The organism is Streptomyces sp. NBC_00203, assembly GCF_045206325.1.
GTDB classification, from domain to species: domain Bacteria; phylum Actinomycetota; class Actinomycetes; order Streptomycetales; family Streptomycetaceae; genus Streptomyces; species Streptomyces lutosisoli.
The window spans coordinates 1,901,946-1,915,535 of record NZ_CP108126.1; the positions used below are offsets into that span (position 1 = coordinate 1,901,946).

Annotated in this window: 10 protein-coding genes and 1 tRNA gene; 2 read left to right on the top strand and 9 right to left on the bottom strand. The window is 69.9% G+C overall.

Annotated elements, in window-relative coordinates; genetic code table 11:
* Positions 1-99 precede the first annotated feature (99 nt).
* Positions 100-1,317 carry a hypothetical protein gene (locus OG975_RS08820; RefSeq protein ID WP_406328570.1) on the bottom strand — a complete coding sequence of 406 codons (1,218 nt, stop codon included), beginning with the start codon at positions 1,315-1,317 and terminating at the stop codon, positions 100-102.
* Positions 1,314-1,880: a DUF4365 domain-containing protein gene (locus OG975_RS08825; protein WP_327427290.1), complete on the bottom strand. Its 567-nt coding sequence runs from the start codon at positions 1,878-1,880 to the stop codon at positions 1,314-1,316. The genes OG975_RS08820 and OG975_RS08825 overlap by 4 nt, the downstream gene beginning before the upstream one ends.
* A gap of 170 nt (positions 1,881-2,050) precedes the next feature.
* Here OG975_RS08825 and OG975_RS08830 point away from each other — a divergent pair, with 170 nt between their 5' ends.
* On the top strand, positions 2,051-2,776 hold the full coding sequence (locus OG975_RS08830) for a 3'-5' exonuclease (protein WP_381262983.1): 726 nt from the start codon (positions 2,051-2,053) through the stop codon (positions 2,774-2,776).
* A gap of 47 nt (positions 2,777-2,823) precedes the next feature.
* Here OG975_RS08830 and OG975_RS08835 read toward each other — a convergent pair.
* Together OG975_RS08835 and OG975_RS08840 are read right to left on the bottom strand one after the other, a co-directional pair.
* Positions 2,824-2,895 (bottom strand) — tRNA-Val (locus tag OG975_RS08835).
* A gap of 39 nt (positions 2,896-2,934) precedes the next feature.
* A complete protein-coding gene (locus OG975_RS08840; RefSeq protein WP_406328571.1) occupies positions 2,935-3,381 on the bottom strand; it encodes an SRPBCC family protein in 447 nt (148 codons plus the stop codon).
* Positions 3,382-3,433: 52 nt separating this feature from the next.
* On the opposite strand from OG975_RS08840, the gene OG975_RS08845 reads away from it, so the two are divergent.
* Positions 3,434-5,908 carry an SCO7613 C-terminal domain-containing membrane protein gene (locus tag OG975_RS08845; RefSeq protein WP_406328572.1) on the top strand — a complete coding sequence of 825 codons (2,475 nt, stop codon included), beginning with the start codon at positions 3,434-3,436 and terminating at the stop codon, positions 5,906-5,908.
* 22 nt (positions 5,909-5,930) lie between these two features.
* On the opposite strand, the gene OG975_RS08850 is transcribed toward OG975_RS08845, so the two are convergent.
* The 5 genes from OG975_RS08850 to OG975_RS08870 form a co-directional block, all read right to left on the bottom strand.
* The gene (locus OG975_RS08850) at positions 5,931-8,666 is read right to left on the bottom strand and encodes a Tat pathway signal sequence domain protein (protein WP_406328573.1); all 2,736 of its coding nucleotides are present in this window, start codon (positions 8,664-8,666) and stop codon (positions 5,931-5,933) included.
* A 105-nt stretch (positions 8,667-8,771) separates the two neighbouring features.
* Entirely contained in the window at positions 8,772-9,395 is a 624-nt protein-coding gene (locus OG975_RS08855; protein WP_406328575.1) for a hypothetical protein, read from the bottom strand.
* Between the two features lies 1 nt (position 9,396).
* The gene (locus tag OG975_RS08860) at positions 9,397-10,266 is read right to left on the bottom strand and encodes a carbohydrate ABC transporter permease (RefSeq protein WP_406328577.1); all 870 of its coding nucleotides are present in this window, start codon (positions 10,264-10,266) and stop codon (positions 9,397-9,399) included.
* Entirely contained in the window at positions 10,263-11,234 is a 972-nt protein-coding gene (locus OG975_RS08865) for a carbohydrate ABC transporter permease (RefSeq protein ID WP_406328578.1), read from the bottom strand. Before OG975_RS08865 ends, OG975_RS08860 begins: the two co-directional genes overlap by 4 nt.
* Entirely contained in the window at positions 11,234-12,523 is a 1,290-nt protein-coding gene (locus OG975_RS08870; protein WP_406328580.1) for an ABC transporter substrate-binding protein, read from the bottom strand. Before OG975_RS08870 ends, OG975_RS08865 begins: the two co-directional genes overlap by 1 nt.
* Positions 12,524-13,590: the final 1,067 nt, after the last annotated feature.

A 13,590-nucleotide genomic window follows, 5' to 3' on the forward strand; every position in this document is an offset into this window, starting at 1 on the left:
GGGACGCGCGCATCTTCTATTACGCGCGCAATACAAGCGATCGTACCGAGCCCCGGGGCTCCTTCGCGAAACGGTTCCCGTCAGCGCCTCTCGAACCCATCAGTCCCCGCTGCACGCCTCTTCGAAGAAGTCCAGGTTCTCCTGGAGCGACTTCATCAGGCGGTCCCGCTCGGCCTCGTCCACCTGCACGGGTACGACCCCGGAAGCGTCCGTGAGCCTGCGGAAACCGCCACGGCTCTCCAGCCGCCCGTGCACCCGCACCGGCAGCCCGACCAGGTGGGCATGGCCCGCTATCCGGTACGCCTCCTCGTCGAGCGTCATACGGACGTGCGGGACCTCGGCGCCCGCGATGACCCGCAGCCGTACGGTGCCCTCGCCGCGCGGTCCCGACCTGCGCATCCGCACCACGGCACCAGTGAGGCGGACCGGCACGGACGGCTCCTCGCGCAGATAGCGGGCGCCGGCCTCGCGCAGCACGGGCAGGTCGCCGGGCGAGAACTCGACGGGCTCGGCGGGCGTCGCGCAGCCCTCGGGGACACCGTCCGAGGGCGCCCATTCGACGGCGATCCGGGCGCCCTCGGTGCCGCGGACGAGGGCCACCAGGGCTTCCAGGAGCTCGTGGCTGACGCCCGCCTCGACGGCCGCGTCGAAGGCGTCCATGCCACCGGTGGCCCGCTGGTAGTCGATGGCCTCGCGGGCGGCGTACAGCGCCTGGTGCAGGCGGATGGCGAGCGGCCGTCCGGTGGCGACGGGCACGAAGGCGGTGAGCCGGCGTCCGCCGGGTTCGGCGCCGACCAGGACGTTCTCCAGGGATGTGGCGGCGGACCGGCGGTGCCGGGCGCCGTAATAGCCCGCACGCGCGCGTGTGGCCAGCGCGCCCGCGAGCAGCATCTGACGGGCGGCCGCGCGCAACTGCTCCTCGACGGTCCAGGGCGCGGCGCCCACAGGTCCCGTCGGGACGTCCCGCCACCAACGGATCTCGTCGCTGGGCACGGCGAGCGCGACCAGTACGTCGCGTGCGGAGGGCGAACCGCTGCGGGCGAGCGCGACGAGCGCCTCGCCGAGCAGGTCGTCGCTGTCGGGGAAGGCCCGGTTCTCCGGCACCAGCAGGCTGGTGCCGCCGCCACCGGGCCCGGGTGGGGTCCACCGGCCGTACCGTCCTGCCGCGCCTCCGCGCCGCTGCCAGCCGTGCCGGTGCAGCAGGGCGCTGAGTACGGCGGGGTCGACCTGGCCGGGCTCGGGCGGCTGGCTCCAGAAGGCCTCGGCCGGGTGCGGCCGCACCGGCCGCAGGGCTTCGTCGATCGGGCGGTGCGTCATGGTCTGCCTCCCGTCCCGACCCGCGTCATGATCTCGCAGAGCGCACGGTCGTCGAAGATCCGCGAGGTCGGTATGCGGACGGTGGTCCTGCGCCGGCCGGTGATGGCGTGCCCGGCGAGGTTGATCCAGTAGCAGCAGTGCCGCAGGTCGAGGCGGTCGTGGCTGGCGCGCAGCCAGTCGTCCTGAGACCTGGGCACGAGCATCACGACCAGGATCTTGTGCACCGAGACCGGGGTCCGGGCGAGCTTCGCCAGGTGCTCGTTGTCGAGCGTGAAGGAGAAGGCGGGCCCCGGCGGGTTCGGCGGGATCTGGTACGTGCACTTGAGCTGCACCTTGATGGTGACTTCGTCGTCGACCGTGTGCCCGGGGGCGCTGTGGCTGACGTGCCAGTCGATGCCGTTGTCGGGAAAGGGCTGGGACAGCGAGCAGCCGGCGGCCGCCGCGACGGCGTGCAGATAGCCGACCTGCAAGGTCTCCATGCAGGCGGTGGTGGCGAGCGTGCCGCGATGGGGTGCCGTCCGCTGGGGCAGCAGCCCGCCCCGCTCGGGCTGCGCGAGTGCCATGAGTCCAACAGCCTTCCAAGCCAAGTAAATCCCCGCTGCGGGCCGCTGAACTGCAAAGACCCGTACCTCTGTTGTCTCCTTCCGGCGTACGGCGCAAACAGCCCGGGTATCACCAAACGGGCAGAAGACGGTGCGTCAGCTGCCGTGGGTGAACGAGGAGTTGTGTACGTATGACGTGCTGGTACGAGGGCCCCTTGGCCGCGTTCGACACGGAGACCACGGGCGTGGACGTCGAGACCGACCGGATCGTGTCGGCCGCCGTCGTCGTCCAGGACGCCCCGGGTTCCCGTCCGCGGGTGACCCGATGGCTGGTGAACCCGGGAGTGCCGGTGCCCGCGGGGGCGACGGCGGTGCACGGGCTCACGGACGAACATCTGCAGCGCAACGGCCGCTGGCCGTCGCCGGTGATGGAGGAGATAGCCCTGGAACTGGGCGAACAGGCCGCGGCGGGCCGCCCGCTCGTGGTGATGAACGCGCCCTTCGATCTGACCCTGCTGGACCGGGAGTTGCGCCGCCATCGTGCCTCCTCCCTCGACCACTGGTTCGAGTCGACGCCGCTGCGCGTGCTCGATCCCCGGGTTCTGGACAAGCACCTGGACCGCTACCGCAAGGGCCGCCGCACCCTCACCGACCTGTGCGCGCACTACGACGTGGTGCTGGAGGGCGCGCACGACGCGGCGGCCGACGCGCTGGCCTCGATGGATGTCGTACGGGCGGTGGGGCGCCGTTTCGCGGCCCGTCTGGAGCGGCTCTCGCCCGCCGAGCTGCACACACTGCAGGCGGTGTGGCATGCGGCACAGGCGCGCGGGCTGCAGGCCTGGTTCGCGCGCAGCGGCTCGGACGAGGCGGTGGATCCGGCGTGGCCGCTGCGTCCCGAACTGCGCGAGGCAGCGTGAGCACACAGAAAAACCGGTCCGTCTGTGACGGACCGGCTTTCTCCGGGTGGGCGATACTGGGTTCGAACCAGTGACCTCTTCGGTGTGAACGAAGCGCTCTCCCACTGAGCTAATCGCCCGGGAACGGACTGAACAATACAGGTCCCGGCGGGTGTGGTTCAAACCGCTTCGAGGTAAGCCGTGAGTCCTCGCTGTCCCGCGCGCATCATCAGGGCGTGGTTGGCGCGGAAGACCGGCCGCCCCGGCACCGCGAGCCGCCGCAGCAGAGGCTTGCTGACGTCGACCTCCTGGTCGTACCGGGCGCGGGTACCGGGCCCGTCGGAGGTGAGCGTCCAGCGTGCCCAGCCTTCGAGGTCACCGGCCATCGCGATCTCCAGGACCCCGGCCATGGGGTCCCGCCGGACCTCCCGGGCGGTGAACACCAGGTCGTAGGGCAGGAGTGCGCGGATCCGGATGGTGCCGCTGCGCTCGTCGATCGGGTTGACCTCACGGACCTGGGGCCACCAGCGCGGGTAGTCCTCGGCCTGTTCGAGGGCGGTGTAGACGGCGGCCCGGGGCGCGCGCAGGGCCCAGAGGCTGCGGAAGCGGTAGTGACTCCAGTCCATGTACGGAGTGTGCCCTTACGGGGATCTGAGTACGGCCTGAGTACGCGCACTCATGTCAGCGAACGTGACCGGGACCACACTCCGGAGCATGACCCACATCCCGCCCCCGGCCGAGGAGTTGCGGCTCCTCGACACCGAGCTGCGGCAACTCGATGCGCGCCGGGCCCTGTTGCTGGCCCGCCGCGTCTGGCTGATCGCCGCCCTTCAGCCGCCCGCCGCGCCGCACGCGCCGTTCGCGCCGCAGGCAGCCCCTGCCCGCCGGCCCGAGACCACGGCACCCGGCGTCCAGAACGTGCTCCTGCTGCTCGGCGGCATCCTGCTGACCGTGGCCGCCGTCGCGTTCACGGTCGTCAGCTGGGGGCATCTGGGGATCGCCGGCCGGGCGCTGGTCCTCGGCGCGGTGACGCTGGCCGCTCTTGGCGCGCCGGTGCCGCTGCTCCGCCGCGGACTGCGTTCGACGGCCGAGTCGGTGGCGGGGCTCGGCCTCGCGCTGACGGTGCTGGACGCCTACGCGCTGCACGAGGTCGCGCTGCCGGACACCGACGGCCTCGGGTACGCGGCGCTCGCGTCGGCGGTACTGGCCACGCTGTGGGCGGCGTACAGTCTCGCCCTCGGCGCGCTGCACCGCCCGGCCGGACAGCCGACGGACACCACCGGCGCCGGACAGCAGCCGGCCACCGCCGTTGTACGTCTGCCCTTGCGGCTCCCCCTTCCCACCGCCGTGGCCACGGCCCAGCTCCCGCTGCTGCTCTGGGCGGCCGCGGCCGGCGCGGGCGCCCATGCCCTCACGGCCGCGCTGCTGGTGACGGCCGCGTTCGACACGCTGGTCGCGCTCCGGGTCCCCGTGAAGTCCGTACGTGTGGTCGCCGCCGTCGGCGCGTACGGCATGGGCGGCTGGGGCACCCTTGCCGCCGGTTGGCTGTCCTGGACGGCCTCCGGCCCGAGCGCCGCCGCCCGTGCGGCGGCGCTCCTCCTCCTTGCCGCGGCGACCGCCTTCGCGGCGGCGTGGCACGCCCCCAAGCCGGGCGTCGCGACCGGCACCGCGCTGGCCGGCGGTCTGATCACCGTCGTCGGACTCGGCGGCGTCCTGCGCTCGTCGCTGCCCGACGACTGGACGGTTCCCGGCTATCTGGCGTGCGGTGTCGCCCTGTTGGCGGTCGTGCGCACGCGCCTGGCCGAGCCGCTGCGGCGCGGACTCGCCTGGGCCTCCGGCTGCGTGCAGGCCGTCGCCGTGGTGTGGGCGCTTCCTCTGGTCGGCATCACCCTTCTGGGCCCCGTCGGCTGGGCGGAGAGGGCATGGTCCGGTTCGCCTGCGACCGCCCGCGACGCGGTGACTCTCGACGTCCCCTGGCCTCCGCACGCGGCCACGGCGCCGCTCGTCCTCGCGCTCGTCGCCGGAGTCCTGGTGGTGGCGGTCCGCGCCTCGGAATGGCGTCAGCAGGCCCTGACGTGCGCGCTGACGCTGAGCTGGGCGACGGTACTCGTCCTCCCGGCGGCTCTCGAACTCCCCTACACGGTGGCGCTGTTGACGCAGGGGCTCACGACGGCGGCCGCCCTGGCGTACGCCCGCCCCACACAGCCGCGGACACCCCCGCTGCTGCTGGCCCTCCTCTCCTCCCTCGGCCTCGCGTTCCTCTCGCTGGCCTCCGAGGGCGCCACCCTCACCGTCCTCGCCTCGCTGACCGTCCTGTTCGCTGCCGCCGCCTGGCGACCGGGCCTCGGCCCGGCCGCGGCGCCCGCCTCCCTCGCGTACGCCACTGCCCTGGCCTGTGCCGTGGGGGCGTCCCTCGGCTGGCAGCCGCAGCAGACCGCGCTGCTCGTCCTCGTGGTGCCGGCCGGCGCGGCCCTCCTCGCCGCGCGTCTGGGCGACTCGTCCATGACCGTCCCGGTGGAGGTGACCGGAGCCGCCGCGGCTCTGCCGGCGATCGCTCTCACGGTCGCCGATCCGCCGATGCTGGCCCTGGTCCTGTCGCTCTGCGGAGTGATCGCCGCGGGCACGGCGATACGGGAGGACCGGCGCTCCGTCGGATACGCGGCCGCCGCCCTGTTCGTCCTGGCCACCTGGGTCCGCCTGGCGGCCTGGAACGTGGGCTCCCCGGAGGCGTACACGCTTCCGGTGACCCTCCCGGCGTTGCTCGTGGGGGCGGTCAGGCGCCGCAAGGTCATGGCCGTCTCGTCGTGGGCGGCGTACGGTCCGGGGCTGTCCGTCACACTCGTGCCGAGCCTGTTCACGGCGTGGGGCGACACCCACTGGCTTCGCCCGCTGCTGCTCGGCGCGGCGGCGCTCCTGGTCGTCCTCGTGGGCGCCCGGCACCGTCTCCAGGCGCCGCTCGTGGTGGGCGGCACGGTGCTCGTCCTGGACGCGCTGCACGAACTCGCCCCGTACCTCGTGCAGGTGGTCGACGCGCTCCCCCGTTGGGTGCCTCCCGCACTCGCCGGTCTGCTGCTGCTCGCGCTGGGTGCCACCTACGAGCAGCGGATGCGCGACGCACGGCGAGTGCGGGAGGTGCTGGGGAGGATGAGCTGACACATCCTCAACCGGCGTACTGCTACGGCATCTTGTCGCCGAGCAGCGCCAGGTTCTCGATGGCGGCGAGGCCGTACAACGCTGTGTCGTTCGTGTAGACCCAGTTGGCCTCGCTGCCCGGTACCAGCGTGACCGGGCCGCTCACCTTCTCCGTCTTCCAGGGTGAGGACTCGGTATAGCCGTCGGAGCTGTAGAACTTGGTCCACGCGCGCGTGGCGAGCTTCGCGTCGCCGGTCTGTACGGCGGCGTACGCGTCGAGGCGCGAGTGGCCCTGGAACAGCAGCAGGGTGCCGAAGTTGGAGCCGTAACGGGCCGCCTGTTCGGTCTTGGTGGCGTTGAAGTAGCGGCAGTAGTCGAGGTACGCGTCCTTGAACTTGGGCATGTCGACGAGGTCGATGAGTTCGGCGCACAGTTCGTTGAGGCCGAAGACCGCGGAGAGGTGCGAGACGCCGACCACGGGCGTCGTGGCGATGGCGAACTTGCCGGTGTCGAGGTCGTACAGGCCGCTGCCCTGCACGAATCCGTTGGGCTGGCCGGCGATGGTCTCCATCGTCGACAGCACCCGCGCCTTGGCCTTCTCCCACTTCGGGCCCTTGCGCTCCCACTCGGTCAGCCACGCCGACACGAGCCCGCTCCAGTCCGTGCCGAAGCCGATCGACAGCGCGTGCCGGTCGGGCGTGTACGGCTCGGTGCGGATCTTGCGGATCGGGTCGAGGACCAGGAACGTCTCGTCGGAGTCGACGTTGGCGTGCATGAGGTCGCCGACGCGCTCGTCCGCGGTGAGGAAGTAGTAGTAGCGCCGGTACGTGGTGTTGGCGATGCGCTGCTGCTTGGCGCTGTCGGCGTAGTGCTGCACGCCGTGCCGGGTGCCGAGGCCCGCCCACTGGCCGAGGTGGTAGACGTCGACCTCGCCGGTGTGGCGGGTCATCGCCTCGGCGAAGCGGAAGATGTCCGCGCGGCCGGAGCGGATGTACGCGAACCACAGCCAAAGGTCCGGCGACAACTCGGAGTTGTCCCAGGCGTAACCGCCGACGTCGTAGCGCCACTGGTGCCTGACCGGGTCGTACGAGTGCATGATGTCGCCGTAGTCCCAGAAGCCGTACCAACGGCGCATCTCCACCTGGTCCTTGTAGTAGGTGAAGAGGAAGTCGAGGTGGTCCTCGATCTTGGCCTTGGCGGTCGTGGAGCGGTCGGGCTCGGAGTAGAGGCCGGGTCCGAAGACCTTGGCCTTGATGAGCTGCTTGGGCGGGGCGGCGAGCTGCGGCAGCACCCGTACGGCGTCGACCTGTTCGGCGAGCTTCTCGGGCGTGGGCGTCGACTCGTTGGCCCAGAAGAGGAGTTCGGAGGTACGGGCGATGCCGTAGGGGGTGCCGAAGCCCGGCTCGTAGTCCTCGTAGGTGATGTTGAGACCTTCGAGCTGTTCGGCGTACGTGTCCTGGCCCATACCGTCGTGGTAGAAGCGCAGGTCCATGGGCTGTGCCTCGGGCGACCAGAGCCAGAGGGTGACCTCGGCCTCGTCGGTGTGGGCGTCGCGGATGTCGAGCTGGGCCGGGAACTTCTCCCAGAAGTCCCGCAGCCCGAAGGAGAATCCGCCGCTCGGCCCGCCGACATAACCGAAGCCCGACGCGCGCTTGCCGCCGCCGGCGCCGATCCAGCCGTACCCCTTCTTCGTCCGCTTGCGCAGGGTGAAACCGTCGGCGGAGAGCTGGGCGAGGGTGTAGTCGCCCCACTCGGGGATGTACTGGAGCCGGGTCGTCACCCGCTGGTCCCAGGTCGACGGGTCGGGCAGCTTCTCGCCCGCGAACTGGGCCGCCTGCACGGCCGCGCCCGGGTCGCGCCGCAGCCCGGTGATGCCCTTGACCGCCTCCCGCAGCAGACCGGTCTCGTCGCCGCCGATGCGGATGTGCCGGTCGTACGACGCGTCGCGCATCGGCACGGTGAAGCGGACGCCGAGGCCGCGGATGAAGTCGCCGCTCGCCTTGCCCGGCTCCTGTGTCCCGTCGAAGGTGATGGTGTGCACCATGCGGAAGGAGTCGGCGCCCGCGTAGAAGTACAGCCGGATCGAGAAGGGCAGCCAACTCCGGCTGCCCTTGCGGTGCTTGCCGTCGATGCGGACGACGGCACGGACCGGGCCCTCCTGCTCGACCTCGACCTCGGAGATCGCGCTCTCGAAGCGTTCGAACTTCTCGGCGCCCTGGTCCTCGTCCTCGATCTCCGGCTGGCGGATCAGGACCAGCCGGCCGTTCTTGGCGATCTCGGTCGAGCCGCGCGTCACGGACTTGACCAGCGTCGAGCCGCTCTTGCCGATCTTCGCGGTGATGACCCCGGTCGATATGTCGATGGTGCCGCCGCTCTTGTCGACGGTGACCTTCTTGTCAGGAGCGGCGGGTTCCCCGGTGCTGAGCGTGAGCTTCCCGGAATCCGAACTCACCGCGTGCGCGGTCCACTTGAGGGAGCCGTCCGGCCAGTACGCGATCGGCCAGGACTGCACGGGCACGGCCTTGCCGTCGGCGTCCGTCAGCGCGAAGGTCTGGTCCTCCTGATACGTGCCCTTCGGCCAGGGCACACCGACGGTGGATCCGGGAGCGGCACCGAGACCGCCGTCCTCCAGCCAGTCCAGGGTCACCGGATCCGCGTCGGCGGCCTCGGCGCTGACGGCGGCCTGCGCGTTCGTGCTGCCCAGGGCCCAGCTGAACTGGGCGGCGGCTCCGGCGACGGCGGCCGCCTTGAGAAGGGACCTGCGGGGGATGGGCGCCATGAGATTCAGCCTTTCCTTTCCGTGCGGGGAAGTCAGGGGCATGACAGAGGGAGGTACGGCGCTTCGCGTGGAGCACCGACCTTTCGTACGACTGCGGGGGCTGGGTCAGCGGCGCCGGTACCGCTCCTCCACGGCGACGGCCGCCGCCGCTACGGCCCCCAGGACGGGGACCGCCAGCGGCGCGACGAAGAAGGCGGAGGAGACCACCACGGCCAGTCCGCCGATGAGCAGAAAGGATCCGGCCGGGTCGAGCACCGTGCGGCGCCCGGCGTCCGCGAGCAGCTCGCGCCAGGCCGCCCCCGGCTCCCAGGCCGCCGCCGCGCGCAGTCCGGCGACGGCACCGCCGATCAGGGCAAAGAGGCCGACGGCCCCGACGAGCGGGCCGCCTGGTATTCCGGCGCGCACGGCCTGGACATCCACCCAGACCGCGGCCGCCGCCACCCAGCCGGCGAGCCCGGCGATCCACCCGCCCCGGACGGCCGCCCGGAAGTCGGCGACGAACTCCCGCCAGCCGCCCGCCACATGGGTCGTACGCCGCCGCAGATGCCGGGAGCCGGCCGCGAACGCCGCGGGATAGGTGACCAGCGGCAGCGAAGCCACCGCGATCCACACGCCGGTGAGCAGACACTCCGCGAACACGGCGAAGCGCTCGGCGAAGACGGATTCGCGGGGTGCCTTGCGGGCCTTCGGCCTCGCTCCGGCCTTTGCCCGCGGCTGGGTGGTGGCCATCTCAGCCCTTCAGTCCGGAGGTCGCCATACCGTCGATCAGATACCGCTGGAAGGCGAGGAAGAAGAGGAGCACGGGAAGCAGCGCGACCAACGACATCGCGATCATGCCGCCGTAGTTGGCGACTCCCTCTTGATCGCGGAACATCATCATGCCCAGCGAGACCGTGTACTTGCTGGGCTCGTTGAGGTAGATCAGCGGGCCCATGAAGTCGTTCCAGGCATTGATGAAGGTGAAGATCGCGCTGGTGATGAGGGCCGGGCGGCACAGCGGCAGCACGATCGACCAGTAGATCCGCAGATGCCCGCAGCCATCCAGCCGGGCGGCCTCGTCCAGTTCCCGGGGCAGGTTCCGCATGAACTGCACCATGAGGAAGACGAAGAACGCCTCGGTCGCCAGATACTTGCCGATCAGCAGCGGTACGTAGGTGTTGACCAGGTCCATCTTCTGGAACATCACGTACTGCGGGATGAGCAGCACGTGGTACGGCAGCAGGAGCGTGCCGATCATCAGCGAGAACAGTACGTTCCGTCCGGCAAACCGGATCTTGGCGAACGCGTACGCCGTCAGCGAGCAGGAGATGAGGATGCCGACGACGGAGCCGAACGCGTAGAAGAGGGAGTTCTGGAAGAAGGTCGCGATCGAGATGTCCGCGATGCCGTCGGCCAACCCCTTGAAGTTGCCGAGGATGGGACTGGTCGGGAACAGGTCCAGGCTGCCGATGATCTCCCGGCTGGGCTTGAACGAGGCTCCGAGGACCCAGATGACGGGATAGAGGACGACCGCGAGGACCAGCAGGGCACCGATGTGCCAGACGAGCGAGCCGGTGCGCTTACGGCTGAGGGCCAGGGGTTTCGTGGTGGTCGCGCTCATCGGGCGTCCTCCTCGTAGTGCACCCACCGCTTCTGCGACCAGAAGAGGACGGCCGTCACCAGCGCGACGGCGAGCAGCAGCATCCAGGCCATGGCGGACGCGAAGCCCATCTGGGACTCCTTGAAGCCCTTCTGGTACAGGTAACAGGTGTAGACGAGCGTGGCGTCGGCCGGTCCGCAGGTGGCGTTGGAGACCACGTAGGCCGAGCCGAAGATCTGGAAGGAGTGGATGGTCTCCAGGAGCACGTTGAAGAACAGCACCGGCGAAATCATCGGCAGCGTGATGTTCCAGAACCGCCGGAACGGTCCGGCGCCGTCCACCTCGGCCGCCTCGTACAGCTCCTTCGGCACCTGCTTGAGCCCGGCGAGGAAGATCACCATGGGCGCGCCGAACTGCCAGACGGTGAGTGCCACCAGGCTGTAGAGCACCCAGTTCGGGTCGCCGACCCAGCCTCCGGTGTGGAAGCCGAAGAACGACTGCGTACGGTCCACGATGGCGTCGTCGGAGAAGAGCGCGCGCCAGACGAAGCCGACCGAGACGCTCGCGCCGATCAGTGACGGGGCGTAGAACGCGGCCCGGTAGAAGGCCTGGCCGCGGCGGCTCTGCGCGAGCAGCAGGGCGACCCCGAGCGCCAGCAGCAGCTTCAGCGGCGTACCGATGATGACGTACTTGGCCGTCACCTCGACCGACCTCTGCCACCGGGGATCGTCGAACATCTTGGTGAAGTTGTCGAAGCCGATCCACTTCGGTGAATTGAAGAGGTTGTAGTCGGTGAACGCGAAGTAGAGCGAGGCGGCCATCGGGCCCGCGGTCAGCAGCAGGAAGCCCGCGATCCACGGGGACATGAAGAGATAGCCGGCGAGATTCTCCCGGCGCCCCCGCCGCTTTCCGGCGGCGGGGGCCACGGAGCGCATCTCCGGTGCGTCGGGCGGAGAGGAGTCCTTGACGAGCGTCACTGCGGTTCCCATCAGGAGGCGAGGGCGGTCTTCGCCTCGGAGAAGAACTGCTTCACCGCGTCGGAGACCTTGGTCGTGCCCTGCGACATGTCACCGCCGATACGCAGGAAAGCGGACTCGACGGTGTCGGCGCCGGCCGGGTGCGGAGTGATGGTGCCGAGGACTCCCGCCGCGGCGACATCCGTCTCGTACTTCGCGATCGCCTTGCTGGGGGCATCGGCCGGCTTGAACGCCTCGAACTGCTCGGTGGTCGCGAGGATGCCGCGGTCGTAGCCCATGATCTTGCCGACCTCGGGGTCGTGGACCATGAAGTTGATGAACTGGGCGACTTCCTTGGGGTGCTTGGTGCGGGCGGAGGCGCTGAGCATCAGGGAGGCGAGGTACTGGCCGGTCTGCTTGCCGTCGGTCGTGGGGATCGGCGCGAGGCCGTAGCTGCTGTCACCCTCCGCGGTGTAACGGACCGTGAAGTTGTCCCAGGTGAACTCGGAGGCGGCGTGCCCCGCCGACAGCGAGGACTTCGGCTTGTCCTGCTCGACCCGCTTGGGATCGGTGATGATGCCGGCCTTGACGCGGTTGTAGCCGTCCGTCCACCACTCCGTCAGGTCGGCCTCGTCGAAGCCAAGTCCGTCGCTGGTGAAGAACGCCTTGCCGTTCTGCCGGAGGTAGAGGTCGTACAAGTACATGATGCTGAAGTAGCCGGTGTCGCCGGCCACCTTCTGGGTGTCGTGGATCTTCTTGAGGGCGGCGAAATACTCGTCCCAGGTCCAGCCCTGCTTGGGCTTGATGCCCGCCTTCTCAAAGACCTTCTCGTCGATGACAAGTGACATGGTGTTGGATCCGACCGGAATGCCGAGCTGCTTTCCATCGACCTGGCCGACCTTCTCGACTCCGGCACGGAAGTTTTCGAGGCTCAGATTTCCGGCGTCTATCTGGGACTTGAGGTCGAGCAGAACGCCTCGCTTGTCGTACTTCCGAAGAAATCCGACGGCGTTCTGGAATACGTCCGGCGGATTTCCACCGGCGGCCTGGGTCTGGAACTTCTCCCAAAAGGCCACATAATCCTGGAAGTCCGTCTTCACCTTGATCTTGGGGTACTTCTTCTCGAAGAGCGCGATGGACTGGTTGATCCTCTTCGCCCGCTCGTCGGCACCCCACCAGGCATAACGGATCGTCACCGTCCCGTCCCCGGAGGTGCCACTGTCCCCACCGCAGCCCGTCGTAGCGGCCAGCCCCAGCGTGGCCAGCGAAGCTCCGGCCGCCTTGAGGACGGTCCGCCTCTCAACACTCCCGTTGTTTCCCACAGTCGGGCCTCCCCGCAACGTCGTCGCCGCCTGCATGAATCGTTTCAAGTAAGCGCTTGCTGGCACAAGGTACGGAGGGCTTTCGGGCGCGTCAATGATTCGGACAGGAATTGATGGGATGCGGTTTGGCCGCGCGCGGGCGTGGGTGGGGGTGCGGTTCGCTTGGGCGTGCGTGATTGTGCAGGTCGGGCGGGTGTGGTCGGCCTGTCGAACGTGATGCGGTGGGTTGGACGGGTTGGGGACGGGGCCGAAAAACAACTGCGGTTCGGGGGGGTGGCGGCGGTGGGGCGGGGGTTGGGGGGAGGTGGGGGAACTGAGCGTGAGGGGTGGGGGGTTGGGGGGTGGGTTGAGGTGGGGGCGGGTGTGGTGGGCTGCGGCGAGGTGGAGGAGTTTGGCTCGGGCGGGAGTCGGGGGGGCAGGGAAGGGCTGGGGTCGGGCGGGAGGCGGGGTGGCCGGAAGAGGCGACTTGGAGGGGGCGGGGCACTTGGCAGGGGTTGGCCTGAGCGGGGATAGGGAATGGGAAGGGGCTGAATCTGGGCGGGGGCGCGGAACCGGGAACGGCTGGACCTGGACGGGGTCAGGACCGGGAACGGCTGGACCTGGACGGGGTCAGGACCGGGAACGGCTGGACCTGGACGGGGTCAGGACCGGGAACGGCTGGACCTGGGCGGGGACCAGGACCGGGAACGGCTGAGCTCGGGCAGGAAACGGAGCACGGACAGGGGCTACTCGGGCAGGGCCCTGACCAGCGAGTACGGCTCCGCTCGGTCGGGAAGTCGTGCGTCGCGAACGCCGCCTCGGCCAGAAGCCAGAGCGCCGCCAACAGCTCGGCTCGGACACGACCCGGAGCCATGCCAAGAGCCCAGCCCGGACAGGAACCGCACCACCACCAACACCCCAGCCCGGACACGAACCGAGGCACCGCCAACGGCTCGGCTCGGCCCAGGCAGGAATCGCACGACCACCAACCACCAACAGCCCGACCCGCGCACAAACCCCAGGATCACCAACAACCGCGCGCTCGACTCGGGCTCAAGAGGCGGGCTGAGAAGGGCTATTCGTGGGAG